Source organism: Hungatella sp. SB206 (genome assembly GCF_051132295.1).
In the GTDB taxonomy this organism is placed as follows: Bacteria; Bacillota; Clostridia; order Lachnospirales; family Lachnospiraceae; genus Hungatella; species Hungatella effluvii.
Genome location: NZ_CP096603.1, coordinates 5135131 through 5161407, shown reverse-complemented (window position 1 = coordinate 5161407; position 26277 = coordinate 5135131). Strand labels below are relative to the sequence as shown.

The following is a 26277-nucleotide window of genomic DNA, read 5'->3' as shown; positions in this document are numbered from 1 at the left end:
TAATATATTTTTAAACGTGTATCACTATTTTGCACCGTACAACTTCATAAATCTGAGTTTATGAAAATAGCATACCGGCATTAAAGTCTCAATATGTCGACGCGATCCATATGCCAGCATAATCCAGACACCAGATCAGTAAATCATAAACTTCCCCTATATCAAAGATTAACCAGAATTGGCACAACCTTATATCCCATTTCAGATAAATAGATAATTCTAAAAATAATTTTTTTCTGTCCTAAACCTCACACCATCATTTTACCATATCGCAATCCCCATAAAGTGCCAATCCGCACTCTAGAGCCAGCATAAAATATTTCTCAGCACTATCCACTCCATAGTCGGTCAAATCTCTTTCTTCCCATTCCCCATGATCCAGGCTGTCTGCACTATAAAAAAACTGAACAAACGGAATATGCCTGTATTTCGCAGCGGCCAATAAAGCCGAGTATTCCATATCAACAGCGATACAGCCAGCTTCTTTGCGCTCCGTAATTGTGTTCAAGGTTTCTCGGTAGATACCATCTGTTGTCCATATTTTTCCTGTAGTATAAGGACAGCCACACCTTTTCAGACTTTCTATTAAATGTTTTGTTATTTCCTGGTCCGGGGCTATTTCCTCGCTCGGTGCTAAATAATGGTAACTCGTTCCTTCATCTCGTACTGCCCCGGTAGGGACGATTAAATTGTGCTGGACGGTATCGTCATCCAATACACCACAGCAGCCGAAGAAAACAAATTTTTTTGCCCCGGAAGCAATTACTTCTTCAAAACAGCTTACACTGGCAGGTGCACCGACTAATGAAAGGTAGAATGCAAACTCCTTTCCTCCATACGTAATTTTATAGACTGGATTTTCTCCATTTGCAGTAATTAAATTGGTAATTACTTCAGCATTGCTCTGAGTAGAAACTCTGTTTATAATTCGCTTTGAAAATGTAGATATACAGACTTCCGGGAAATTTTCGATCGGCTTTACCGTATCAGTCGGATTTAAAATAGCACGATCCATTGTACGATTACTATAAAATACTGTTTTCATATGGTATCTCCTCACTTTCTGGTAATAATAAAAGCTTTATCTGCTCAATAATTCTTTTTGGAATATTTGTATCAATAGCCATCATGACACCATACATTCTCACTCCCTGGTAGGAAAATACAATCAAATCAAAGATTGCCTCCGGATTTACCGTCTTAAATTCCTTACGTTTCATACCGTACTGGATAAAGTCAACCCACATTTTTTTCGAATCGAGATATTGCTGAGTAATGGAATTATCACTTTTGGATATATTCGGATTGCTGAAGAATTCATAGATTGCAATACTTAAAGAGGAACTTTGGTCTAACATTTCTTTTTCGTATCTCGTTAAAACATCACAAAGAATTTCTGCTGCTGATGTACCTTTCTGCATTTTTTCGGAAAATTCGTTTTGCTGATTTCCCATAAGAAAATTTACAATTTCAAGAAAAATTTGTTCGGTACTTTCATAATGGCGATACAGTCCCCCACGGCTAAGTCCTGTTTTTTCGCAAATATCTTTCATAGTCACATCTTTGTAGCCTTTTTCAGTAAAAAGTTTAAATGCCTCCATACAGATGAGCTGCTTGGTTTGATCTCCCTTAATTCCCATTTTCAGTATTCTCCTTTGCGACATACATGTCTCTTTTTGTATTATGCGACATATGTGTCGCTTTGTCAATGAGAATTTGTTATAAATTTAAGAAGCAATTAACAGTTTGCCGCTTTTAAAATAGTAATCATACGATTCTAAATAGCAATGACATATCCTGAATAACAATCCGGAATACTTTCATTTCGTACAGAACATAAAACACCATCAGGTCTTGACACCTCCCTTCATTTGTGCTATTGTGCATATAATCAAATACAAAAAGCGATGATAAGAAATAGTAGGTATTCCGGACTTTACAGAGAGAAAGCGGTTGGTGCGAGCTTTCATTGAAGGAGTAGCGAACCGGTCTTTGAGCTGTGGGCTGAACGGAACGTAGATTTCCCAGTAGGTTTCGCCGGGTTCTCCCGTCACAGAGAAAGAGTATCAGGCAGTCTGCCCCGTACTCGCGAGCGCGGATTTATTCCGAATTTAGGTGGTACCACGGACTTTTGTACAGTTCGCCCTAAGCTGATGAGCGTCAGCTTGGGGCGTTTTTTATTTCATAGGAAAGTTCGTCCTATGAAATAAAAACCCTCCGGGAGGATGCGCACTCCGCGCTAAGGAAGTATGGCCGCTGAAGCGACCGCGCTCCGGCGCGAGAGTCCGGCTCGCCGGACTCTTTCCTGGTTTGTGGAAAATGAAAAAGGGAGGAAATCATATGAAACTGGAAAAACTTGTAGGGGATCGTTTTAAAGAACGTCCCGCGGACTGTGTCGTGGACAGCCATGCGCTGATGATCCGCGGTGGCTATATGAAGTATGTGGCAAATGGTATTTATTCGTCGTATACGCCTTTAAAGAGGATTACTCGTAAGATTGAACAGATTATGCGGGAAGAAATGGACGCAATCGATGGGCAGGAGGTACAGTTTCCTGTTGTGATGCCGGCCTCTTTATGGCAGGAGTCCGGCCGGTATGAGAGCATTGGAAAAGAACTGCTCCGGTTTGCCGACCGGGGCGGCAGCCCTCTGGTTCTCGGTATGACCCACGAGGAGGCGGCGGTTCAGCTTGTGAGGGAGTATGGACAGAGCTATTTGAAATATCCTTTTATGATTTATCAGATTCAGACAAAATTTCGTGATGAGGCGCGTCCGAGAGCGGGACTGATCCGGGTCCGCGAGTTTACAATGAAGGACGCCTACTCGTTCCACACAAGCCAGGAGGATTTAGAAGCGTATTATGACAGGTGTTATAAGGCCTATGAGCGGATTTATAAGAGGGTGGGAGTTCCTGAGGTCATATCCGTGGCATCGGATTCCGGCATGATGGGCGGCAGCATTTCCCATGAATTTATGCTTTTGATACCCATCGGAGAGGACTCCATCGCGATCTGCGGGGAGTGCGGATACCGGGCCAATATGGAAGCGGCGGAAACCATTGTGTGCAGTGCCAGGGATGAAATTTCAGATGAACTGACGCTGGTTCATACGCCGGATATACACACGATTGAGGATATCTGTCATTTCCTTGAAACCGGGAAGGAACACTCCTGTAAGGCAGTGGTTTACCAGCGGAATTCTGACGACAGGTATATTGTCCTGTTTATTCGGGGCGATCTGGAAGTAAATGAAACAAAGCTGACCAATTATCTGGGTTATGAGATTCACCCGGCAGTCATCACTGAGGAAAGCGGCCTGACGGCTGGATATATTGGTCCGTACAACTTAAAGGGGGATTTTACGGTTCTGTTTGACCGTTCGCTGGAAGAGGCAAATAATTTATCCTGCGGCGCCAATATCTGCGAATACCACTATACCGGGCTGGATATGAAACGGGATGCGGGCAGCGCAGAATACCATGACTTTGCGAAGATCACCGAAGGCGGAATCTGTCCTCACTGCGGGAAGGCGGCAATTAAGATTTCACGCGGTATTGAGGTCGGAAATATTTTCCAGTTAGGTACAAAGTATACAAAAGCCATGGATATGACGTATGTGGCAAAGGACGGAAGTATGCAGTATCCGGTGATGGGATGCTACGGGATCGGTGTGGGACGGCTTGCTGCCGCTGTATGTGAGGCGCACCATGATGAATTTGGACCGATTTGGCCAAAGGAAATTGCACCGTGGCAGATTCATTTATGTGCTGTCCGGCCGGACCATGAAGAAGTCAGAGCGTATGCGGACCGCCTGTATGAGGAATTGCAGAGCAGGGGGGTGGAGGTGATCTATGACGACCGCCAGGTAAGCGCCGGCATTATGTTTTCCGATGCGGATCTGCTGGGAGTTCCGCTGCGAGTCATTGTCAGCCCGAGGAATCTGAAACAGAATATTCTGGAGGTAGCTTCCAGGGATAAGCGCTTTTCAGAGAAAATAGCGATGGAGCATGCGGTGGAAACGTTACTGCAGCTCGTAAATGATCGCTAAAAGGCCTGGTGACTAATCAATACGCTTATAGAGATAGTAAAAAGGGCCTGCGTGTGTTAAAATGAGCGAAACGGTGAAAGGGCTTTATATGGAAGCCCAGGGGAGGAAAATAGGATGAAAACACCTGTATTAGAGACGGAAAGGCTGCTTTTGCGGCCATTTTGCGAAGCAGATGCACAGCGGGTCTTCGATTGCTGGGAAAGCGATCCGGATGTGGCGCGGTATATGTTTTGGAGCAGTCATAATGATGTTGAGAAGACCAGGCAGTGGACTGCCTTCGAAGTCTCTCAGATACCATCGGATCAGTGGTACCGCTGGGCCGTGGTGCTAAAAGCGACTGGAGACCTGATCGGAACCGGACTTGTTTATTACGAAGAGGAATACCATTTATTTGAAATAGGTTATAATTTCGGTAAAGAATACTGGGGACATGGATTTGCGACAGAAACGATGGAAGCAATTGTGGATTTTGCAAAGAATGTCCTGAAGGTAAAGGAGCTGGTGGGCAGGTACGCAAAGGAGAATCCGGCGTCGGGCCGTGTGATGGATAAACTGGGATTCCGGTATTTCAGAGAGATTCCTTATGAGGCGAACGAAGGAAAACACCGTTACAATGGGGTGGAGTGCAGGCTGAAGTTCTAAAAGGATATAAAATCATGAAAAAATATTTGTCCGCTGCAACATTTTATCAGGCTCATCTGTATAGAAGACAGAACGGCTAAGAAAGCTGTTAAAATTCCAAAAACAGAAAGGATAAATATTATGAAAAAGATGATGACTCTATCTATTACACAATGATTGCCAATCCTTTCGTGGATTGCCAGACTATGGAGGCTGCCGCCGAGGTGGCTGGATTTGAGTATCGCACGCCGGAACAGGTGGAAGTCTGCTCAGAAAATAAGATACAGGCCGTGGATCAGGAGATGATCCAGGTCATCTATTCAGCGGATGAAAATCAGATTTTGATCCGCAAGGCACTGGGAACAAGGAATATAAGTGGGGATTATAACAACTATCAGAAAGAAGAAACCATCACGGTGGATGAAATGCAGGTGACTTTAAAAGGAACTTTTGTATGGGAGGCGGTGAAAGCTCTGCCTGACAAATACCGTGAGGTCATACACCTGTTTCATTATGAAGGATACTCTACGGCACAGATTGGAAAAATGCTCAAAAGAAAAGAAGCAACCGTTCGGTCGGATCTGCGGCGTGGAAGGCAGAAATTAAAGGATATTTTGAAGGAGGCATACTCTTATTTCCTGCATTTTACAGAAACAGTGACAGAAGAAGCGGTTAAACAGATCGTAGAGGAGATAGACGCAAGATGACGTTCGGGGCGGAGATATTATTTTAACCTGGTGATAGATCCACCACTGCAGGCATCATCACCGCCCCTCATCGCCTCACCCGTTATGACTGCAGACACAACGATACATCTCAGACAATTGTTTGGAATACTGTTCCATCAACACAGATAACCGGGGTTCCCCTTCCATCGTCCGTTTATAGATGATCTCCGGGGATACGGTGCGATTCCTGTCAGCTTTCATATGAAGCATCTCCTGGATTTCGCTTAAAATACAGGCGGTAAAGGCCAGATAGTCTTCCATCTGTGCGGAATTAACCGCTCTGGCTTTTCTGTTGTTGATTAAGAAAAGTATTTGTTCTGCCTCGGATATCATGTGCCAGGAAATCCATAGAAGTTTTTTGATAAAGGCCGAATCCTCATTTCCCGCCTTTTTCAAATACTGGATAATCTGGTCGTGAATCAGATGGTAATGGATCTGGACATCGCAGATGACGCCATAATCCAGAGGCGCGGTCAGGCTGCTCTCCAGCAGGCGAAGGTAAACGTGGTGTGTGTGGAACAGCTGGTACAGGTTGTAGCGGTACTGTCCCTTCTGGTGTGTTGGAAATACAAAACGGTTTACGAGAAGTACCAGCACCATCGCAGCGACGACATATAGGATACGGAGCTCAGCGGCCAGCATCTGTGGGAGTGCCAGCGTGGTAAGGGTCAGGGCAAAGCAGGTGGAGAACAGAGCCTGCTGCCAGGTTCCGGCCGTTTCCATATAAAGCCCTGTTGCCATAACGGTCGCCAGTACAAAATGCCAGCCGGTTCCATGGAACAGCGGGAGGAGAAACTGCAGGATAAGACAGCCCGCCAGTGTGCCGATAAAGCGGGTCTTGATGCGCGTGGCGCTTTCCTCATACATGGGGCGGAGCAGCAGGAAGGCGTTCAGCACGAGCCAGTAACCATGATTTGCCTGGCTGATCGTACTGTAAGTAAAGCCAACTGTCAAAACTACGCTGAGACGAAGCGCAAAACGCGTCTCAAATGCATCCGCTTTTATCTGGCCAAACAGTTTTCTTAAGGGGCGGCGGTAGCTGGGGAGTCTCCAACAGGGAGGACTCTGTTTTTCACCTGTCTGTCGGATGTTTTCCAGGATCAGCAGGAAGAGACGGAGAAAATTCTGAACAAAAATGCAGGGGATTTCATCGCGTTCCTCCGCTTCGGCCAGAAGGTTATTTCCTGTACTGACCAGTTCTTTCCGTTCAAAACCGCCGTTTCCTGCGGCCTCCATATATCGGGCCAGGCGTTCCAACAAGTCATGGCAGGTCTGGTCAGAGAGCGTGGCTGCCTGGTACGGATTTGTCAGAAAATACACGGCACGCTGAAACAGCAGCGCAAACATATACTGAATTTTCCCCTGGGGGCTTACCACATAGGTGAGGCCCCTGCTTTTGTAGGCTTCTCCGTAAAGTCCCTGGAGGATTGGAAAGATGGTATCCATCTGTCCGGAAGCCAGACTGTCGGAGGGGGCTGTTTGTTCTGCGTTGGGGGACATCTGCTCAATCTGAGCGCGCAGCGCGGCTGCCAGGAGCAGGAGACCCTTTTTGGCAGCAGCAAAATGGTCATTTTTTCTATTCTGAAACGAACAGAAGAACAGTATGATGGTCAGAACCGCCAGACCGTAGGCCAGCGCCCCCATCTGCATGGCCAGTCCATCCCATCCGACAGGCCGCAGCTGAAGAAAGACAAAGCACATGGCATTCGCAAAATATCCCAGCGGATTAAACTGCGAGGTCTGGAGAAAAACCAGCAGAAAGGGAACGGTCAGATTGAGAAGAATGCAGAGCGCAACGTTGAGGGACGCGAAAAAGCTGAGAAGAGCCATCAAAAACTGCGTCCCCACCAGAACAATCAGCTGCCGGACTGTTAGATATTTCCGATAATTGACCTTGAACAGGATTGTAACCACCGATACGAGGATTGAATAGGAAATGCCGAATAATAGGATCGTAGAGTAAAATAAAAAAAGGAAAAAAAGGATAATTGGCAGGGCGGCCGCGAATTTGGAGCGGAAAGCTGCCAATACTGATTTTGTTTTGTTTTTCATGGGTGAAGTCATCTCCTTTAAGGAAATATTATAACTCTAATGGGGACGGCTGTCATCTTTTTTGTGAAGAGGGCATGAACCTGCCCTATATCAGAAGGATACTGTACTGCAGAACGGACGTTAAACAGTTTGCCTGATTAGCGTCCGTTCTGTGGCTTCATAAGTATTAGTCAGTGGAAGTATCCGGTGGTTTTTCCCGATACTGCACTGGCGTAACCCCCATATATGTCTTAAAAACAGTCAAAAAATAATTATAACTCTGAAATCCGGACTCTTCGGCTATCTTTTTAAGGGAATCATTGGACTGCCGGAGGAGGTGTGAGGCGATTCTGACCCGGTATGCGTTTAAATATTTCGTAAAAGGGAGGCCAAGCGCGTCTTTGAATGCCCTGGAAAAGTAGACCTCCGACACTCCGCAGTGGCGGCTGATATCCGACAGAGAGAGATCCAGATGATAGTTTTGATAGATGTAATTCAGCGCCTTCTGGATCAGCGGCGGGTATTGGGAGACCGAGGCGGACGCAAGCCGTTCCAGGCCCTGGCGGTAATAAAGGAGAAACTGTTTTTTCAGCGTCTCAATATCCAGGATATTGTTGACAGCCGGCGGCGGTACCGTGATGGTCTCACGATCCTGGGCGGCTGTTCGGAGAGCCAGCTGCATGATCTCCGTCAGACGCAGGATGAGGCGCTGAAGTCCAAGAAGAGAGACGTGCGTCTGTCCGACTGTATCAAAAATATGAGTGACGATTTCAGTCACTTTTTTTTCGTTCAGGTGAAGAAGAGATTCTGACAGCTCATTTTCCTCCTGCAGGGAGAGCAGCAGGACGGAATTACCTTCCTTTTCTACAGGACGTTCCGAATCGCTGTTAAAAGGCTTTACCTGAAGACGATGGTGAATTTTCAGGTAGTAGGGGCGCAAATGTTCCACGGAGTCGAAGACGGGCATGGACTCGGCAAAAGTATGGATAGAGAGATAACGCCGCAGGTTGTTCTTCAACAGGCTGATATCCTGGGAGGCCGTCTGAAGGATGGCAGCTTCGCTGGTGAGATCCGGAAAGGACAGCAGGACCAGGAATTCACCGTAGTTGATATGTGTGATAATTCCCCTCTGAAGCGAGGTGAAAAATGTATCACAAAAGTGGAGAACCGTATTGACAACCTTCTGATGGCGTTCATCCGGTATGCTCTGATAAATACTGGAGAAATTGGTGATCTGCAGGCAAGCCGCAACGTGCCGCCGGCCGCAGAGCAGCGGATCGGAGGCGAAAAAGTGACGGCTTTCATCCGGAATATCATAATTTAAGACGAGATTCCGGAGGTATTGCTGTTTTGACAGCTGGCACATCTGGTCCCACTGCTTCTGATGAAGCTGCTGTTTATCAATATAAAGCCGTATTTCGGACAATTTCGTTTCGAGAAGAGTCCGGGACAGCTCATGCTTTAGGAGGTAATCGTAAGCCCCGGCCTGGAGAATCGGTTTTACGTACTCGAAATTATCGTAATTGCTTATGACAAGGATTGTAATGGGAAGCTGATGTTTGCTGATAAACCTGGCGACCTCTAATCCGCTCGCCCCAGGCATCTCCATATCGAGGATCACGATGTCGATGGAATCGCCATGGGCGTTCAGATATTCGATGGCGCCTGTTCCGTCCAGCAACTGCCCGCAGACATGGATGAAATCGAGGTCTGCCAGAAAGGTCTGCATCTTATTTAAAGAAAGTATGTCGTCATCGACGAGAAGCGTCTGAAGCATGCGGGTCCTCCTTTACAGGATAGCTCAAAGAGATTCGGGTGAAGCTCTGTCCGTCGCTGTCGATGGAAAATGTGCAGCGGTTCCCATACTGGAGGCGAAGGCGTTCGATACAGGACCGTATTCCGATATTTGAATAGTCCTCCTCCGTTTGACAGGACAGATTAAGGATCTGTTCGATCTGATCGTTTCTGATTCCGGAACCGTTATCTTCAATGATGATATGGAGCTGTTCTTCTTCCAGATAGGCGTAGAGAAAGATGATTCCATCCTCTTCGAAATTGCGGAAACCATGCTTTATGCAGTTCTCAATAAATGGCTGCAGAAGAAGCTTTAAAACAGGCAGTTCCATGAGGGGGGCGGCAACGTCACACTGAAGCGTAAGGTTCTGGAAATTATTATATTTTTTAATGGAAATATAGTCTTTGATAAAACCGATTTCCTGGCGCAGCGTGACGAAATTCTCCGTATTTTTGGAGACGAGTTTCAGCATTCTTGTGAATGCCAGAGATACCTCCTCGATATTTTTAACGCCCTGAAGGCTGGCCAGCTGTGTAATGGTATTCAGAGCATTGTAAATCATATGGGGATTCAGCTGCTGCTGCAGCGTCTGCAGTTCAAGCCGGCGCTGTTTTTCTGCGTTTGCCTGAATTTCCTCCAGCATCTTGTCAATTTCATTTTCCAGATACACAATCCCGTCTGATATTTCCTTCAGTTCGTCGTTATTCTTATGGTGAAAGACACTCTTCTCCCTGGTAGTGATAAAACGGAGCAGCTCATTCTTAATCAGGAGGATCTTTCTGGAGAGCGATTTGGATATGATTCTGGAAAATGCGATGGTCTGCATGAAAACCAGAATCAGGATAATGACAAACAAAACTCTTATATTTCCGGAATCTTTGTAAATATACGTGTGCGGAACCAGCACATAGGTATGGTAGTTTGTTAAAAGGGAACTGGCGTGCGCCATCTCATAGCGTTCATTTTCCAGAATTACCGTTGTTCCCTGGGCGGAGAGGAGATGCTCCATAATTTCCGGTTTACTGAGGAGGTGAACCGCATTGGTGTAGATCAGTTCGTTATTGGGGTTAGCGATGAATACCTGATAGTTGTTCCCATCATAATCTCCCAGAATGGAATGAAGCAGCTCCGGGCTGATATCCACAAGAATGACAGCGAGTATTTCCCCCTCTTCCTTTAATACACGGCCGTAGGTCAGCGCCTTCTCACTATCGGTACTGTATAGATTCCGCTCCGTGTAGTAGGTGCCGGGGGAGGCCAGCTTCACACTCTCGCACAGCGGACTGTGAAAGCTTTGGAGCCGATTGATATTGGAGCCGTTGGTGTATATGCGGTTATAGCGGTCGATGATCGTGTAGGAACAGGCAAATTCGCCGTAATTAGAGATGGACTTCAGGAAATTCTCAATCAGGACATGCTTCTTATGCCCTTCGACCGTGATTTCATCGTAATCCTCCTTCAAATAACTGCGAATATCTTCATTGGAAAAAATGTGGGTAATATTCTGTTCAATATCAGTGGTCAGGGAATCCAGGGCCTGATTGATGGTGGAAATTCTGCTGTATGTAAAGGTGAGTTCCTTCGAACGCATGGTGCGGAACCAGAATGGATATGTGGTGAGGCTGATGAGTAAAACGGGAACAATCCCATTGAATAGAAAGATCAGAACAAGCCGGGCATTAAAATGGGATTTAAAGTAATGGATTAATTTCGGGTGTTTTTCCAACTTCTGTGCCTCCTGATTGAGTATACTCGAATTATACTATCAGAAAAATTCACTTACAATAAAAGATTAAAAATTTGTAGTAACTGGTAAAAAATACAAAGCTTTCCGCCGGATGTGAGTCAGTATAATAAAGTCATGAACAAGGTCACAGGACAGAAAGGAAAATGAATTGTGAAAAACAGTATAAGCAGGATTGAACAAAAACGAAGATTCATGAAAAACTTCAGGGCAACGAAAACACTGTATTTGTTTGTAATACCCGGGCTGGTGTATTACGCATTATTTAAATACTGGCCGATCTACGGGTCGCAGATTGCATTCCGGGATTACTCTCCATTCCTGGGATTTACGAAAAGCCCGTGGGTGGGACTTGAAAATTTCGAGAGATTTTTCCGGTCTCCGGATTTTTTCCTGATACTCAAAAATACATTGCTGATCAATGTGACGAACCTGATCCTGGGATTTCCTTTTCCGATTATACTCGCCATTCTGCTGAACCAGGTCAGAAACAAAGCATTTAAAAAGCTGGTTCAGACTGCGACGTATGCACCGTATTTTATCTCCGTTGTCGTTCTCGTCGGTATGATGTACACCATGCTTTCTCCGTACAGCGGTGTGGTAAATGCGGTAATCCGCTTTTTTGGCGGAGACCCTGTCCATTTCATGGGAAAACCCGGAATGTATGTCATGATCTATGTCTTATCGGGGATCTGGCAGACGTGCGGGTGGTCTGCAATTGTCTACATAGCGGCGCTGGCATCGGTTTCCCCTGATCTGCATGAGTCGGCAATCGTCGATGGGGCCGGAAGATTACAGAGAATCTGGCATATCGATCTGCCGGGAATCATGCCGACGATCATTACCATGCTGATTCTGACTGCGGGACAGCTTTTAACGATCGGCTTTGAAAAATCGTACTTAATGCAGAATTCCATGAATCTGGGGGTATCGGAGGTCATATCGACGTATACCTACAAGCGGGGACTGGTAGATGGTGATTTCAGTTACGCGTCTGCGGTCGAGATGATGCAGTCCGTGGTGAATTTCGTGATTTTGATTTCAGTCAATAAATTCAGTAAAAGGTTCAGTGATACTTCTTTATGGTAGAATGGGGGGATATGTGAATGAAAGCGGGAAAAAAAGACAGAGTCTTTGTAATTGTCACGACGGTGCTGCTGGTCATGATCTTAATCGTTGCGTTATATCCACTGTATTTCAGTCTGATTGCCTCCATCAGCAGCCCGAGAGCCGTTTATCAGGGAAGGGTTTTGTTTCTGCCGGCGGATGTCACCCTGGATGGCTACCGGAAGATATTTGCGGATGAATCGATATGGACAGGCTTTGGCAACGGTCTGCTCTATACGATAGTCGGAACCCTGTTAAATGTGGTATTTACCATTCCGCTCGCCTATGCCCTCTCCAGAAAAGAGTTTCCGTTTGGCGGCATATTCATGAAAGTAATGGTCTTTACCATGTATTTTTACGGAGGTATCATTCCGCTGTATTTCGTGGTAAAGCAGATGGGGATGCTGGATCGTCTCTGGTCAATTGTTCTGCCGACGCTGATCAGCACTTACAATATGATAATCGCCAGGTCTTACTTTATGGGAAGTATACCGGAAGAACTGAAGGAAGCAGCATTTTTAGACGGATGCGGATACGTGGGATTCTTCTTTCGTGTGGCTCTGCCTCTGTCAAAATCGCTGATTGCAGTCATGGTACTTTTTTATGCGGCGAAGCAGTGGAATTCCTATTTCGAGCCCATGATCTATTTGAGCTCCGAAAGCCGTTTCCCGCTGCAGCTGGTGCTTCGGACCATTCTGATCGACAGCCAGAATTCACTGGCCTCGGCGGATGCATCTACTGTGGCGGATATGCAGCAGCTGGTTGATTTGCTGAAATATGGCTGCGTTGTCGTCTCAAGTATTCCAATGCTGGTATTTTATCCCTTTGTTCAGAAGCATTTCGTAAAAGGCGTGATGCTGGGGGCGGTAAAGGGATGAGGATAAATGAAAGGAGAAGCAGAATGAAAAAAAGAAGATTTGCAGCACTGTGTACAGCAGCAGCCGTAGTGGCAGGCTGTGTGGCATGCGGAGGGACAGCACAGTCCAAGGGGCAGGACAGCAGTCAGGCCGGCGCGGGGGAAAAAGGGAAAGAGAAAATCAAGGTGACCTTTATCAAGAATGAGTGGCACGGTGACCCGAATGACATGGAAATCTATAAGATTCTGGAGGAAAAGACCGGAGTCGAGGTGGAATGGCAGGTTTACTCAGCGGCGACATGGGAGGATAAGAAGAATCTGATCTTATCCAGCGGGGATATTCCGGATGTCTTTTACATGAATGCCGTCAATGTCAACGATGTAACGAAATACGCTCCTCAGGGAATGTTTCTGGATCTGACGGATTACATCGAGGAATACTGCCCGAATCTCAAGAAAGCATTTGAGGAAATGCCGGGATATAAGAATATCTGTATCAATCCGGATGACGGGAAAATCTACAGCATCGGGCGTGCGGTGGAGAGAGAGGTAATGTATACGTCAGGCCTGCTCTACATCAACAAGAAGTGGCTGGATCAGCTGGGACTCCCTGTCCCGAAGACCGTTGATGAGTATTATGATGCACTGAAGGCATTTAAAGAAAATGATATGAACGGCAATGGCGATAAGGGGGATGAGATTCCATTCATTTTCCATTATAATTCGTCCGTGCCGGATACTGTATACAGCTACCATCAGCTGTTCGGCTCTTTTGGATATGTGGATCCGGTTTTGACCGTGGGCGCCCATTTCATAGAAGATGAGAACGGTGAGATCGTCTATACGGCAGAACAGGAGGAGTACAAGGATGCAATCCAGTATTACCATAAGTTTGTGAAAGAGGGGTTATGGGATTCTGAAGGCTTCACCACACCGGACACCTCAGTCATGAATGCCAAGGGAAATAACGATCCGGAAATTGTAGGCTCTTTTATGGCATATGATTCCACATTTGTCGTTCCTGAAAAATACAAAGAAGATTATGTGATTGTTGAGCCGCTGGAAGGTCCGACAGGCAAGCGAATCTGGCAGAACAGCGCCAACAGCAACGGTAATGTCAATGGAACCCAGTTTGTCATGACTGCATCGGCAAAGGGTAAGGAAGAGGCAATTATGAAATGGCTGGACGCCCATTTTGAACCGGAAATTTCGGCACAGCTGTTTTTAGGGCCGATTGGGACCACCCTGGAGAAGACAGACAGCGGAATGCTGGATTATGTACCTACTCCTGACGGGATGTCCTACAGTGAATTCCGGTATAAGAATGCCCCTGTACACGTACCCTGTAAGATTGCTTCCGAGGATTGGGGAAAGCTGGTCCAGGTCATGGATGAAGATATCAATAAGCTGCAGATCGCCAAAGAGCACTACGCTCCGTATGCCACGCAGTCCTCTCTGTTCCTGCTGCCGAATAAGGAGGAGAGTAAGTACTTTACCACGACAGCAAAGGATATCGACGACTATGTCAACAAGATGCAGGTAAAATGGCTAACGGAAGGCGGGATTGAAGCAGAATGGGATACCTATTTAGAGCAGCTGAATAAGCTGGGGATCGATAAATACAAAGAAACGGTAAAGGGGATACGGGAAAGGATGGCGAAGCAGTAGACGTGGACAGCGGAAAGAGAAAAAGTAATTTCCTGATATTTATGACAGACCAGCAGCTGGGGACGACCCAACAGAGTAAGGGACCGGCGTACATGCCGAATCTGGAGCGGCTAAAGCGCCATGGTGTGACTTTTCAGGAGGCGTATTGTCCATCTCCCCACTGCTGCCCCAGCCGTGCCAGCTTTTTTTCCGGGTTGTATCCCTCAGAGCACGGCATATGGAACAATATTGATCTGGCGGATGCATTTTCCCACGGTTTAAATGACGGGATCAAGCTGTTTTCAGAAGATTTGAAGGAAGCGGGATATCAGATGTATTTCAGTGGGAAATGGCATGTCAGCGCGGAAGAAGGGCCGGGCGATCGAGGATTTGGTCCCTGGATCTATCCGCCGCAGGAGGGCCGGTATAAGCCATGGAAGAGGACTCCCTTTATGGGAGACTGGGATTGGCTTTTAGAGGAAGACGACATTGCTCTAGAAGAGGGGCGCAGAGAAGGGGGAATCTCCAGAATTGGATTTCCTCAGTACAGCCAGTACGGTGTGACGGAAAATCCCTTCGGTGACGGTGATGTTGTATCCTGTGCAGAAGGCTGGCTGGAGAATGTGAGCAACGATGAGCCATTCTGTATGTATGTCGGAACACTGGGGCCTCACGATCCGTACTTTGTCCCACAGCAGTATCTGGATCTCTATCCGGATGAATCGATAGTGCTCCCGGAGTCCTGGAAGGACCAGATGCTCGATAAACCAAATCTCTACAGAAGGACGAGAGAAAGGTTTGACCAACTCGGCGAGGCGGAACAGAAACGTTCCCTGAAGCATTACCTGGCCTTCTGCTCCTATGAGGATGCGCTGTTTGGAAGACTTCTCGACGTGCTGGAGCGGAGAGAGCTTCTTGAAGATACTGTGATCCTATACGTATCGGATCACGGAGATTATGCCGGCGCCCATGGATTATGGACGAAAGGCCTTCCGTGTTTTAAGGAGGCGTACCACATCTGTTCTGTCATGGGGTATGGCGGTATTAAGGCGGAGGGGACCGTGATCAGCCAGAGGGTATCGCTTCTGGATTATGCGCCGACATTTTTAGAACTGGCCGGTATCCTGGAAGCGGATAATATGGAAACGGATAATGGGGAAGTGAAATGGCGGTTTTCAGGCCGCTCCTTAAAGCCGTTTCTGGAGGGGAGCATTCCGGAACGATGGCGCTCGGAGACTTATACACAGAGCAATGGAAACGAGTGCTATGGAATCCAGAGGAGTATTTTTACAGACGAATACCATCTCGTTTTTAATGGATTTGATTTCGATGAACTGTATGATTTGAAAAAAGACCCGGACTGCATGATAAATGTGATGGAGGAACCTGGATACGAGGCAGTTATCTATGACCTGTATAAGAAATTGTGGAAATTTGCATATCTGCATCGGGACGCATTGGGGGACCCCTATATTACGACCGCGCTGGCGCGGTATGGCCCTGGGATCATCAGGACGGCGAAACGGAAAATGAAAGGATTTCCTTCTGCTTAAAATCACACCGCCGGCACTGAGCCAGAGTATTTTCACTGTCACAGCCCTCCCGGTGACAGGCGCCCGACCAACGGCAGATGCTTGGCAGGATTAAGATTTACAGTGCTGCCTGATAGAAAAAAAGGAATCCGTACAGCCGGGAGTTGTGCGGGTTTCTTTTTTGATGCGCAAAATGTCCTGTATGACTATTTCACAGAAAAATCATCAAATCCTGTCTGTCCTTTCAGCTTTCTTTCAGCTTTACATGCTAGGATAAAAACACCTTAAGAAAACAAAGAACAGGTAATCACACAGAGAAAAGGAGGCAGGACCGATATGGCACAGGAAATTTTTGAACGTTATGAAAAGAAATATCTGCTGACAGAAGTACAGTACCTCGGTCTGAAACGGTTGTTTGAGGACAGGATGGCAGCCGATGCATATGGAGTACATACCATTTCCAATATTTATTTTGACACAAAGGATTTTGAACTGATCAGAACGTCCCTGGATGGGCCTGTATACAAAGAAAAACTTCGTCTGCGGGCTTATGGGGCGGTGAACGAAAAGAGTACGGTATTTCTGGAAATGAAGAAGAAATACAGCGGTGTGGTATATAAAAGACGTGTACCAATGGAACTTGTGTCTGCCATTTTATATTTAAATAACGGGATTCTTCCAGAGTCGGAAAATCAGATTTTCCGGGAAATACAGTACATGAAACAGAGGTATCATCTGGAACCGGCGGCATATGTGGCTTATGACCGCGTGGCGTGTTACTGTAAAACCGATGAAGAACTGCGGGTAACCTTTGACTGGAATATACGATGCAGAAACGAAGCGTTAGATCTGCGGGCCGGGGCATATGGGACTTCCCTGCTTGATGCAGGCTGTGTCCTGATGGAAGTAAAGATACCGGGAGCAATGCCGGTCTGGATGAGCCGGGCATTTTCGGAGCTTTCCATCTATCCCGTGTCATTCTCGAAGTATGGGCGTTACTACAGGGAGTATCTGCTGAGAGAGGAAGGGGCGGAACCCGAATACAAACAAAACACTATAAAAGGAGGGCGTGTCTGTGCTTAACAGTATTTTGACGGAAACAGTCAGCTCTGGGATTACATTGCCGCAGCTGGTTATATGTACCTTGACTTCACTGGGACTTGGGCTTGCTCTGGCATTCCTTCATACATATAGAAATACAAGCTCAAGAAATTTTGTGATGACGTTAGCGATTCTCCCGGCTGTGGTACAGGCGGTGATTATGCTGGTCAACGGAAATCTGGGAACAGGTGTCGCGGTAATGGGCGCGTTCGGGCTGGTGCGTTTCCGGTCTGCGCCGGGAAATGCCAGAGAAATTGGAAGCGTGTTTCTTGCCATGGCCATCGGCCTGGCGACAGGAATGGGGTATCTGGGAATCGCTGTTCTCCTGCTTATCATAATCGGGGCGGCAATTCTAGTTTTGGCGGCGGTTACTTTTGGCAGCCAGTCATATGCGCAGAAAGAACTGAAAGTCACCATACCGGAAAATCTGGATTATGCCGGAATTTTCGATGACTTATTCGAAACGTATACGAAGCGTGCGGTGCTCATGAAGGTACGCACAACAAATATGGGAAGTCTTTATGAGCTTTGCTACCGGATCGAACTGAAAAAGGAAGAGGAGGAGAAGGCGATGCTCGACGATATTCGGTGCAGAAATGGAAATCTGACGATTGTGTGCGGCCGAATAGCAGAGAACAGAGAGGAATTGTAAATGAGAAATATACATTTGAGGCTCCATTTTTTTACAGGGACTGATGTTACAAGCGTGAAAGGAGAGATGGGATGAATCAATTATTGAGACGCGGTCTGTTTCTCGTTATGACTGGAGCGATTCTGATGACCGGATGCCAGAGCAAAAACGGAGATCAGGCCTTCGAAGATACTGAGGCAGAAGGCAATGGAAGCGCCGTAGGAGCAGAAACCGTGATAACCGGAAAGGGAGATTCTGTCTCAGTGACCGGAACGGGAGCCGCGGTAGATCAACGTATCGTGACGATTACGGCGGCGGGAACGTACCGGCTCAGCGGAGAGATTACAGACGGCCAGATTGCAGTAAATGCAGGCAAGGAGGACGAGATCCGCCTGATTCTGGATGGCTTTACAATATCCAATGCCAGCTCGTCCGCTGTCTATGGAATAAAAAGCGGCAGTATCACAATTACCACGGAAGAGGGAACAGATAATTATATTTCCGATGGAACCCAGTACCAGTATGAGGAAGAAGGCGCCGATGAACCGGATGCAGCCGTATTCAGCAAGGACGATATCATTCTGGAGGGCAGCGGGACGCTGACGGTCACAGGAAATTACGGTTGTGGGATCCGAAGCAAGGACGATCTGACAGTGAAGTCGGGAACGTACGTGATTGACGCGGTTCAGGACGCCATGAAGGGAAAAGATTCAGTAGAAATAGAAGGAGGCACGTTTACCTTAAATGCTGGGGAAGACGGCATTCAGGCCAGCAATGACGAGGAAGAGGACAAGGGATATGTGAAGATTTCCGATGGTACGTTTTCCATTACGGCGGCCGCCAAGGGAATTAAGGCGGAGACGCTCCTGGAGGTAACAGGAGGTACCATTGAAATTGATTCGGAGGATGATGCAGTCCACTGCAACGGTGACGTGAACATCACCGGAGGAACTTTTACGATTGCCACCGGAGATTATGGAATCCATGCGGATAATCAGGTGGTGATCGACGATGGAACAATTACTATTATAGAGAGTTATGAGGGGATCGAAGGGCTGACGATTGATATCAATGGCGGCGTGATCGACGTTACCTCGGAAGATGACGGTTTAAACGCGGCCGGGGGAAATGACGGTTCTGGAAATGACGGTTCCGGAAATGACGGCTCCGGTAATCTGGAGTCCGGCATGGAAGGAAGGCCGGGAGGTCCAGGCGGCGCTTTTGGTTCAACGGAAGGCGCCTATATCAAAATTACCGGAGGTGAGATAAAGGTCAGCGCCTCTGGAGACGGCATTGACTCGAACGGTGATTTCTATATGGAAGGCGGCACCGTGATCGTAGAGGGCCCGACAGACAATGGAAATGGGACGCTGGATTACGATGGAACCGGAACGATCAGCGGAGGAACATTTATGGGAACCGGCAGTTCCGGGATGCTACAGTCATTTTCCAGTGACTCCACTCAAAATGTGATTGTCGTGTATTTTGCTGATATGAAAACAGCCGGCACGGAGTGGACGCTTACGAGCGGTGATGAAACGGTAATGCTGTCAGGGAATCCGGATAAGGAGTATTCTTCTCTGATTATAAGTTCCCCGGAATTAAAGGACGGGGAGATGTATCAGCTGGCTGCGGGAGAAGAATCTAAGGAAATCACTGTCTCGGGAATCATCACCCAGTCCGGCACACGGTCCGGAATGGAGGGCGGACCGGGATCCGGAATGGACGGTTTTAAGAACAACGGCCCTCGGAATCGTGGATCCGGTGATAATGCTCCAGAGAAAGGCGGAGAAAGTGGCATAACAGATAATCCTCAGCAGGGAGGCGGCATGCGTGGGAAACACGGCGCTGATGGCAGCGGAGGAGGGGAAGCGGAGAACTGAAGTAATAATTAAATGATATTGGATTCCAATTCTCACTTTTTATGGTAAAATAGCCATAGAGAGTGGAAATTGGAGGTTGAAAGACTTTGGAAAAGAAAATTTGGCTGGACAAATTAAGGGCAGAAGACAGGGATACGGTATTTTCCATGACTTCCGACCCGGAGATCGTAAAATATATGCGTTTTGATACCCATGAGAAGCCGGAGGAGGCAGAAGAACTCATCCGGCATTATACGGAAGGAGGAAATTACGGCTTTCTCATACGAATTGCAGACAGCAAAGAACCGGTAGGAGTCGCCGCCCTGAAACAGGATGAGGAGAACTGCGGAGAGTATTCGGTGTCTCTGTTCAGTTTTCAGAGATTCTGGAACAAGGGATACAATACCGCCGCGGTGGAACTGCTGAAGACATTTGCACAGGAACAGGGAATCAGAGCTCTGAAAGCTTATGTGGTGGAAGAAAATTACGGTTCACGAAAGGTGATGGAGAAATGCGGATTTCAGATACAGGAGATCCTTCATTTTGATGATTTTCCCTCTGGATTATACGTTTACGCTCTGCCAATGGAATCAAGCGTTGTACCGGATATAGAAAGGATAATACCATGAAACTGTTTGGAAAGAAGGCTCAGCCTAAAAAGGAAGAACCAAAGACGCAGGAAGCAGTCCTGACACTGTATGCCTGCAGAAAAGATGGGAAGGCCGTGCCGGATATTGCATGCCGTCTGTTTGCTGATGTGATGGACAAGATCTTTTATACGGACGAAGATGAATTTCAGATTCGTTTTAAGGATGGCACAACATCGGTTTTCCATCTGGTAACGGACGCCGGGGAGACAAAGGTGCAGTCCAATGGAATGGCCAATTTCTTTTCCCAGGCCCCTCTTGCGAATGAGGAGGTGAAGGAAGCGGCCCTCTGCCAGATGCGTCTGTTTAATTGTATCATAGGAATCCGGTTCGAAATCGACGGGGACAGCGACAGGACAAACGGTATCATACACTCCATTTATGGCATGGCGGAAGAACTCAGCGCCTTTGTGCTGTATCCCAATATGTATCTGTATCACTGGGATGGCCGCCTGCTGCTGTCGATTGACGGAAAGAGTGATTTTGAAGAGTTTTATCCGCAGGCCAGTACCACGATTCTGGATCGCGAGGTGAATGAGAAAGAGGCAGACAGAGAACGGAAAATGCGTTCCATCACCATTTTAAAGGAGAAGGGGATTCCCTTTCTTGAGCATTTAAAGGCGTCGGTGTTCGAATCGGAATGTAAAATTCCGGACAAGGAAGTGATCATTCATCGCCTTGCCTGTATTTTTACCGCTTGTGTCCAGTCTGAGATTTATGCCAGCGGGCAGTTTAAAAACTGCAGGGAAATGGCGGCGGAAGAGATCGCACAGATGGAGGAACGCTATCAGATCTCGGAGTGGCTCTCACCGGAAGAACGGGACTATCTCGAAAATCCGGACAAGGATCCGGCGCTCCATAACCGGTTTGGATGGCGGTACGAGTGCTGCTCTGTACTTTTGTGGGCACTGTCCATGATGGAGTTGAAGGAACCGACAGAAATATGCGATGCCTCTGAGCTTGGAGCAGTCATGTGGAACCATACTTTTGACAGTCTGATGGAAACTGCGGTTCTTCGCAGCAGGGACGAGATTCTCGACATGCAGGATCTGGTGCTGCGGTATGACTGGGCCTGCGTTGATGCGAGAGTCCACCACAAGGAGGTTCCGATGCTGAACAGTGATATTGTTTTCGAGTGGCATTATGCGCTCAACTGGCTAGTGCAGGCTGATGGAATCGCAGACTGGGACCGGGTGACAACGACGACGTAGGCGCAGAGAGACGGAGGTATTTATGGATTACTGTCTGAAACACAAGCCGGAGTATGAGTGCGAAGAAAGCATATTATCGGCAGCTGGTGGATTTTCCAGGAGATATGTAAAGAAAGAGGACAGGACACAGTATGTATAGAAGAAAATTGATGATAAATGGTAAGAGTGGGAGGCCAGCCGGAGCAGTTGGCCTTCCTTTTCTTTCTTTCAGATTCTGTCACCTAGACGTAACAGTGTCTTGGTATGTCTAAGGGTTATGAAGCCATTCTATTGGGACACCTCTTTCTTCTTAAAAAACGCTCCCTTAAACTCTGAAGGGGTCATATCTTCATATTGCCTGAACACTTTAAAAAAGTACTTTTCATCCGAAAATCCACAGTAAAACGCTATTTCTTTCAGATTAAAGTCTGTTGTAGTCAGCAAATTTTTTGCAGATTCTATCCTTACAGAATTAATATACTGTGTCAGCGTTTTCCCAGTCAGTTTTCTGTAATTGCTGGAAAGATAATCCGGATTATAATGAAAGATTTCTGCAATTTGTCCAACCGTAAGAGACTGCTGAAAATTTCTGCGTATCCAATCCTGGATTTTGTAAATATGAAGCGGATCTTCTTTAGAATCCAGAAGCCTGGAAGAGAATTCTCCGGCAAGTTCTAAAAGGAGGGCTGTTAGTGAATAGTGGAGCAGATATTCGGAAGCCGGATAACGACGCATGGAAATATCAAGCAGCTGTGAAAAAAGTACAGGGACCCGTTTCCCATGAGTTAGTGTTCCTGTTTCAGGAACAATGTATTTTTCCGGAAGCGCTTGACTGATATCTGTCGGATACTGTTCCTGGCTGATATAGACTGGGGAAACAGGAATGTGAAAGTGCACCCAGTAGTAGTGCACGTATTCAGAGGATTCCCGCCAGCCATAATGTTCAGTATCCGCGTGAAGCAGAATAAAATGAGTCGGATTCAATTCATACTGAATACCATACTGTGCAATATTCAGAGTGCCTTTTAAGACATAAATTAATACAAAAGAATCCAGACAACGTTTTGGATGTAGAAAATTCTTATTTTTCACCAGTTGTCCACTGGATAAAAACGTAAGTGGCTGGCTGCAAGGAAGCATGAGATGGCGCATAACAATCCTCCTGTTCGTGAAGTATTACTTATTTAGTATAACAGATTTTAGCTGAAATTTAAATGTAATGAAAGCATGATATAAGATATTTACACCTTATATAGAGTAAAAACGGTTGTGCATAAAGTATATAAAATATATAATTAAATCATAAAACTTGTGCATTAATTTAGTATAAACTGGAAAATATGCACGGGGGGAAAGGCTTCCAAATACGCGCGATTGGAAATTTATACCAGAACAACAGCCTGTGAGTGTTAAAAACAAAAAAGGAGAGAACGCTATGAAGAAAATGAAATGGATGTTTACGGCTGCATGTGTGTTTTTTGCATTAGCTGGATGCAGTGCAAAAACCACAGAAACAGAAGCTCCGAAAGAAGAGACAGCTGCGAAGAATTCTGTCGATCAAGCGACAGAGACCACAAAGTCGTCTCGGGGAGATCAGATCACTTTGCGATTCGCATGGTGGGGTGGGGATGACCGCCATACGGCCACATTAGAAGCGATTGAAGCGTATGAAAAACTAAATCCAAATGTAAAAATTGAAGCAGAATATCAGGGATATGATGGATACAATGATAAGTTATTAACTCAGCTGGCAGGAGGAACCCAGCCGGATATTATGCAGACCATAGCAACCGCGGCAGCAGAATATCAGGCGTCATTCCCGGAATCATTTGTACGATTGGATCAGCAGGATATTTTCCAGTTAAGTGTATTCGATCAGAATTTCCTGGACAGCTTCTGTAAATCCAATGATGGAAGTACTGTTGCAGTGCCTTCCGGTGTCAGCTCCTATAACTTTGTGGTGAATAAAACAGTTACTGATGCTGCGGGAGTGGAACTAAAGGACAATATGACATGGGACGAGTTCGTAGAGTATGGAAAAAAGGTACATGCAGCAAATCCGGATTACTACTTAGTTACATTGTCAGATGACGACTGTAATCATCTCATGCGCTCCTATGTTCGCCAGTTATGCGGAAAATGGACAATTTCTGATAAGTATGAAGTTATAACAGATAAAGATGCTCTGGTAAAGGCATTTACACTTCTTCAGAGCCTTTATAAAGAAGGAATTGCTGAGCCAATGGATACAGCATTTGCTTATAATGGAGACAAAGATGCCAATAAAAAACTTTTAAATAATGAAATTGCCTGTTCTTACAGAGCATCATCGTCAATTATTAATCTTGATACAAGCGGAGGTATGGCTCTTGATGTAGTCAATATACCGGTTGATCCGGAGGCAAAAGAAAGTGGTATCATTACTCAGCCGTCTCAGCTGTTTATGGTATCGGAAAGTCCGAACAAAGAAGAAGCTTTGAAATTTATGCAGTGGATGTATACTGATGAAGAAGCAATCCGCATCTTAAGCGATTGCCGTGGTGTTCCTCCGACAGAGATGGGACGTAACCAGCTGGAAAAAGAGAATTTGTTGAACCCGGTTGTCAATAAGGCTGTTTCACTGGCTCTGGAAAAGACTGATGGTGCGGTTCCACCGGTCAATGAAAATTCGGAGGTCTATGGTTATCTGTTTCCTCTCATGCAGGAACTTTGTTACGATACAATTACTCCAGAAAAGGCTGCAGACGAGCTGATTACTAATCTTGCAGAGATCGTAGAAACATTAAAGCCATAAATAAAGCAGGTAGAATTACTTCGTGATTCTCAGCAGTAAATTGGGCCGCCTGTTATGGCGGCCTGATTTGAAACGGACTGCTTGCGGAAACGGATTTTTCAGGATCCGGATTTATTAGGGGGAGAGGACAACGGATGAATAAAAAGAGACATACAACGAGGTTGGAGAAAAGAAATAATCTTGGGTATTTATATCTGCTGCCCTGGATCATTGGATTCCTTATTTTTCAATTGTATCCGATAGCCATGTCACTGTACTATTCGTTTACGGATTACAGCTTTGGCAGCCAGTATGACTTTGTCGGATTGGCCAATTATTTACAGATATTTACGAAAGACCGGGAAGTGAAAAATTCCCTTGCTGTCACTTTTAAATTTGTCTTCATGTCAGTGCCGATGAAACTGCTCAGCGCTCTCTTGATAGCAATGATCCTGAACCAGACTTTAAAGGGGATCGGGCTGTTTCGAACCATTTACTATCTTCCGTCTATTCTGGGAGGAAGCGTGGCGATAGCCATTCTTTGGAGACACCTGTTTGATTTAAATGGAGTAGTCAATGTCTTTTTAAACAAATTTGGGATCAAGAGCATTGGTTTTCTGACCGATCCCCAAATAGCCTTGACCACCATCAGTATGCTGTCAGTCTGGCAGTTTGGTTCTTCCATGCTGTTTTTCCTGGCTGCATTAAAACAGGTTCCTCAATCACTTTATGAAGCTGCAAAGATCGACGGGGCGGGCCCGGTTCGGTCCTTCTTTAAGATTACCATACCCATGATCAGTCCCATGACGCTGTTTAATATTATCATGCAGATGATCAACGCGTTTCAGGAGTATACAGCGCCGGCGGTAATCACAGGAGGCGGTCCTGTGAAAAAGACACAGGTACTGGCAATGACTCTTTATCAGAATGCCTTTACGTATAGGAAAATGGGATATGCGTCGGCTATTTCCTGGATCATGTTTATTATCATTATTATATTTACCATATTTATTTTTTCAACCAGTGCAAAATGGACGTTTTATGGGGACGAGGAGGGGTGATTATGAATAAAAAGAAAGAAAAGATTCGAAAAATAGTCTTGAAGTCTATGTCGTATCTAATATTGATCACGCTGGGAATTGTTTTTCTATATCCGCTTTTGTTTATGGTATCTGCATCATTTAAAACGAATCAGGAACTGATGACTTCTATGAGTCTTATTCCTAAGCGTATTTCTTTTGACAGTTATGTGTCAGGCTGGAATGGAGTTGGATCCTATACTTTTGGACATTTTATGAAAAACTCAGGACTTTTGGTGGTTCCGGTGGTGCTCTTTACCGTGATGTCCTCCTCTTTGGTGGCCTATGGGTTTGCGCGGTTTAAATTTAAAGGACACAGTCTTCTATTTGGTGCGATGCTGTCCACTATGATGCTTCCGAACGCGGTTGTTATTGTTCCACGCTATATTATGTTTCGACAAATGGGCTGGCTAAATACATACGTGCCGTTTTACGCACTGTCGCTGTTTGCCTGCTATCCCTTCTTTATCTTTTCAATGGTACAGTTTATCAGAGGGATACCAAAGGATATCGACGAGTCAGCATTTATGGATGGCTGTTCTACCTTTGGAATATTTGTTTATATGATACTTCCTTTGGCAAAGCCGTGTCTGTTTTCTATGGCAATATTCCAGTTTATCTGGACCTGGAATGATTACTTTAATCCTTTGATTTTTATAAATAGTGTAAATAAATATACGGTTATGCAGGGACTTCGGATGTGTATGGACAGTTCCAGCGGCATTTCATGGGGACCAATTATGGCACTGTCCCTGATTGCAATCCTGCCGTGTGTCATAATTTTCTTTGCTGCCCAGAAATATTTTGTGGAAGGTGTTGCGACCACAGGACTGAAAGGATGAGAACGATGAACGATACCATAACAAATAATATCTATCCTAAATGG

Annotated in this window: 22 protein-coding genes, 1 pseudogene and 1 other annotated feature; of the genes and pseudogenes, 16 read left to right on the top strand and 7 right to left on the bottom strand. The window is 46.0% G+C overall.

What is annotated here, in order from left to right; genetic code table 11:
* Positions 1–256 precede the first annotated feature (256 nt).
* Together M1L66_RS22995 and M1L66_RS22990 are read right to left on the bottom strand one after the other, a co-directional pair.
* Complete coding sequence (locus M1L66_RS22995; RefSeq protein ID WP_434688455.1) at positions 257–1045, bottom strand: nucleoside phosphorylase; 789 nt, start codon at positions 1043–1045, stop codon at positions 257–259.
* Entirely contained in the window at positions 1026–1640 is a 615-nt protein-coding gene (locus M1L66_RS22990) for a TetR/AcrR family transcriptional regulator (RefSeq protein WP_187018381.1), read from the bottom strand. Before M1L66_RS22990 ends, M1L66_RS22995 begins: the two co-directional genes overlap by 20 nt.
* Positions 1641–1898: 258 nt before the next feature.
* Positions 1899–2151 (top strand) — a binding site (T-box leader).
* A gap of 189 nt (positions 2152–2340) precedes the next feature.
* Between M1L66_RS22990 and M1L66_RS22985 the strand changes: the two genes are divergently transcribed.
* The 3 genes from M1L66_RS22985 to M1L66_RS22975 all read left to right on the top strand — a co-directional run bounded on the left by M1L66_RS22985 (position 2341) and on the right by M1L66_RS22975 (position 5375).
* Positions 2341–4047 carry a proline--tRNA ligase gene (locus M1L66_RS22985; protein ID WP_434688453.1) on the top strand — a complete coding sequence of 569 codons (1707 nt, stop codon included), beginning with the start codon at positions 2341–2343 and terminating at the stop codon, positions 4045–4047.
* A 114-nt stretch (positions 4048–4161) separates the two neighbouring features.
* A complete protein-coding gene (locus M1L66_RS22980; protein WP_002602870.1) occupies positions 4162–4689 on the top strand; it encodes a GNAT family N-acetyltransferase in 528 nt (175 codons plus the stop codon).
* A 203-nt stretch (positions 4690–4892) separates the two neighbouring features.
* A complete protein-coding gene (locus tag M1L66_RS22975) occupies positions 4893–5375 on the top strand; it encodes an RNA polymerase sigma factor (RefSeq protein WP_349768839.1) in 483 nt (160 codons plus the stop codon).
* A gap of 75 nt (positions 5376–5450) precedes the next feature.
* Here M1L66_RS22975 and M1L66_RS22970 read toward each other — a convergent pair whose 3' ends face one another.
* The 3 genes from M1L66_RS22970 to M1L66_RS22960 all read right to left on the bottom strand — a co-directional run bounded on the left by M1L66_RS22970 (position 5451) and on the right by M1L66_RS22960 (position 10948).
* Positions 5451–7448 (bottom strand): FUSC family protein, encoded by a 1998-nt coding sequence (locus M1L66_RS22970; protein ID WP_434688450.1) that lies wholly within the window; start codon positions 7446–7448, stop codon positions 5451–5453.
* Between the two features lie 166 nt (positions 7449–7614).
* Complete coding sequence (locus M1L66_RS22965; RefSeq protein ID WP_434688448.1) at positions 7615–9204, bottom strand: helix-turn-helix domain-containing protein; 1590 nt, start codon at positions 9202–9204, stop codon at positions 7615–7617.
* Positions 9179–10948 carry a sensor histidine kinase gene (locus M1L66_RS22960; RefSeq protein ID WP_187018391.1) on the bottom strand — a complete coding sequence of 590 codons (1770 nt, stop codon included), beginning with the start codon at positions 10946–10948 and terminating at the stop codon, positions 9179–9181. The genes M1L66_RS22965 and M1L66_RS22960 overlap by 26 nt, the downstream gene beginning before the upstream one ends.
* Positions 10949–11119: 171 nt before the next feature.
* Between M1L66_RS22960 and M1L66_RS22955 the strand changes: the two genes are divergently transcribed.
* The 9 genes from M1L66_RS22955 to M1L66_RS22915 all read left to right on the top strand — a co-directional run bounded on the left by M1L66_RS22955 (position 11120) and on the right by M1L66_RS22915 (position 21560).
* Positions 11120–12055 carry an ABC transporter permease gene (locus tag M1L66_RS22955; RefSeq protein WP_243007924.1) on the top strand — a complete coding sequence of 312 codons (936 nt, stop codon included), beginning with the start codon at positions 11120–11122 and terminating at the stop codon, positions 12053–12055.
* A gap of 17 nt (positions 12056–12072) precedes the next feature.
* Positions 12073–12951 carry a carbohydrate ABC transporter permease gene (locus tag M1L66_RS22950; RefSeq protein WP_434688445.1) on the top strand — a complete coding sequence of 293 codons (879 nt, stop codon included), beginning with the start codon at positions 12073–12075 and terminating at the stop codon, positions 12949–12951.
* A 23-nt stretch (positions 12952–12974) separates the two neighbouring features.
* The gene (locus M1L66_RS22945) at positions 12975–14597 is read left to right on the top strand and encodes an extracellular solute-binding protein (RefSeq protein WP_434688443.1); all 1623 of its coding nucleotides are present in this window, start codon (positions 12975–12977) and stop codon (positions 14595–14597) included.
* A gap of 2 nt (positions 14598–14599) precedes the next feature.
* Entirely contained in the window at positions 14600–16129 is a 1530-nt protein-coding gene (locus tag M1L66_RS22940; RefSeq protein WP_434688441.1) for a sulfatase-like hydrolase/transferase, read from the top strand.
* 315 nt (positions 16130–16444) lie between these two features.
* On the top strand, positions 16445–17191 hold the full coding sequence (locus M1L66_RS22935; RefSeq protein WP_187018399.1) for a polyphosphate polymerase domain-containing protein: 747 nt from the start codon (positions 16445–16447) through the stop codon (positions 17189–17191).
* Positions 17184–17861 carry a DUF4956 domain-containing protein gene (locus M1L66_RS22930; RefSeq protein ID WP_187018401.1) on the top strand — a complete coding sequence of 226 codons (678 nt, stop codon included), beginning with the start codon at positions 17184–17186 and terminating at the stop codon, positions 17859–17861. Before M1L66_RS22935 ends, M1L66_RS22930 begins: the two co-directional genes overlap by 8 nt.
* A 71-nt stretch (positions 17862–17932) precedes the next feature.
* Positions 17933–19723, top strand: coding sequence for a carbohydrate-binding domain-containing protein (locus tag M1L66_RS22925; protein ID WP_434688438.1), 1791 nt, complete (start codon positions 17933–17935; stop codon positions 19721–19723).
* 86 nt (positions 19724–19809) lie between these two features.
* Positions 19810–20331 carry a GNAT family N-acetyltransferase gene (locus M1L66_RS22920; protein ID WP_434688436.1) on the top strand — a complete coding sequence of 174 codons (522 nt, stop codon included), beginning with the start codon at positions 19810–19812 and terminating at the stop codon, positions 20329–20331.
* Positions 20328–21560, top strand: coding sequence for a DUF4272 domain-containing protein (locus M1L66_RS22915; protein WP_434688434.1), 1233 nt, complete (start codon positions 20328–20330; stop codon positions 21558–21560). Before M1L66_RS22920 ends, M1L66_RS22915 begins: the two co-directional genes overlap by 4 nt.
* A 267-nt stretch (positions 21561–21827) precedes the next feature.
* On the opposite strand, the gene M1L66_RS22910 is transcribed toward M1L66_RS22915, so the two are convergent.
* Positions 21828–22274 carry a helix-turn-helix transcriptional regulator gene (locus M1L66_RS22910; RefSeq protein ID WP_434694311.1) on the bottom strand — a complete coding sequence of 149 codons (447 nt, stop codon included), beginning with the start codon at positions 22272–22274 and terminating at the stop codon, positions 21828–21830.
* Here M1L66_RS22910 and M1L66_RS22905 point away from each other — a divergent pair.
* The gene (locus M1L66_RS22905) at positions 22232–22375 is read left to right on the top strand and encodes a hypothetical protein (protein WP_434694369.1); all 144 of its coding nucleotides are present in this window, start codon (positions 22232–22234) and stop codon (positions 22373–22375) included. The two genes, M1L66_RS22910 and M1L66_RS22905, sit on opposite strands and share 43 nt — an antisense overlap.
* A gap of 106 nt (positions 22376–22481) precedes the next feature.
* Here the strand turns inward: M1L66_RS22905 and M1L66_RS22900 are convergent.
* A pseudogene (locus M1L66_RS22900) lies at positions 22482–22679 on the bottom strand (hypothetical protein); the annotation flags it as partial.
* 295 nt (positions 22680–22974) lie between these two features.
* On the opposite strand from M1L66_RS22900, the gene M1L66_RS22895 reads away from it, so the two are divergent.
* From M1L66_RS22895 to M1L66_RS22885, 3 genes are all read left to right on the top strand, one after another.
* On the top strand, positions 22975–24333 hold the full coding sequence (locus tag M1L66_RS22895; protein WP_187018411.1) for an ABC transporter substrate-binding protein: 1359 nt from the start codon (positions 22975–22977) through the stop codon (positions 24331–24333).
* A 134-nt stretch (positions 24334–24467) separates the two neighbouring features.
* On the top strand, positions 24468–25373 hold the full coding sequence (locus M1L66_RS22890) for a carbohydrate ABC transporter permease (RefSeq protein ID WP_434688431.1): 906 nt from the start codon (positions 24468–24470) through the stop codon (positions 25371–25373).
* Positions 25374–25375: 2 nt separating this feature from the next.
* Entirely contained in the window at positions 25376–26233 is an 858-nt protein-coding gene (locus tag M1L66_RS22885) for a carbohydrate ABC transporter permease (RefSeq protein ID WP_187018415.1), read from the top strand.
* The last annotated feature ends 44 nt before the right edge of the window (positions 26234–26277 follow it).

Bases quoted from the DNA above. Each gene is read 5' to 3' on its own strand.
- M1L66_RS22995 (WP_434688455.1), bottom strand. From the start codon at position 1,045: ATGAAAACAGTATTTTATAGTAATCGTACAATGGATCGTGCTATTTTA.
- M1L66_RS22990 (WP_187018381.1), bottom strand. From the start codon at position 1,640: ATGGGAATTAAGGGAGATCAAACCAAGCAGCTCATCTGTATGGAGGCA.
- M1L66_RS22985 (WP_434688453.1), top strand. From the start codon at position 2,341: ATGAAACTGGAAAAACTTGTAGGGGATCGTTTTAAAGAACGTCCCGCG.
- M1L66_RS22980 (WP_002602870.1), top strand. From the start codon at position 4,162: ATGAAAACACCTGTATTAGAGACGGAAAGGCTGCTTTTGCGGCCATTT.
- M1L66_RS22970 (WP_434688450.1), bottom strand. From the start codon at position 7,448: ATGAAAAACAAAACAAAATCAGTATTGGCAGCTTTCCGCTCCAAATTC.
- M1L66_RS22965 (WP_434688448.1), bottom strand. From the start codon at position 9,204: ATGCTTCAGACGCTTCTCGTCGATGACGACATACTTTCTTTAAATAAG.
- M1L66_RS22950 (WP_434688445.1), top strand. From the start codon at position 12,073: ATGAAAGCGGGAAAAAAAGACAGAGTCTTTGTAATTGTCACGACGGTG.
- M1L66_RS22945 (WP_434688443.1), top strand. From the start codon at position 12,975: ATGAAAAAAAGAAGATTTGCAGCACTGTGTACAGCAGCAGCCGTAGTG.
- M1L66_RS22935 (WP_187018399.1), top strand. From the start codon at position 16,445: ATGGCACAGGAAATTTTTGAACGTTATGAAAAGAAATATCTGCTGACA.
- M1L66_RS22925 (WP_434688438.1), top strand. From the start codon at position 17,933: ATGAATCAATTATTGAGACGCGGTCTGTTTCTCGTTATGACTGGAGCG.
- M1L66_RS22915 (WP_434688434.1), top strand. From the start codon at position 20,328: ATGAAACTGTTTGGAAAGAAGGCTCAGCCTAAAAAGGAAGAACCAAAG.
- M1L66_RS22910 (WP_434694311.1), bottom strand. From the start codon at position 22,274: ATGCGTCGTTATCCGGCTTCCGAATATCTGCTCCACTATTCACTAACA.
- M1L66_RS22895 (WP_187018411.1), top strand. From the start codon at position 22,975: ATGAAGAAAATGAAATGGATGTTTACGGCTGCATGTGTGTTTTTTGCA.
- M1L66_RS22890 (WP_434688431.1), top strand. From the start codon at position 24,468: ATGAATAAAAAGAGACATACAACGAGGTTGGAGAAAAGAAATAATCTT.
- M1L66_RS22885 (WP_187018415.1), top strand. From the start codon at position 25,376: ATGAATAAAAAGAAAGAAAAGATTCGAAAAATAGTCTTGAAGTCTATG.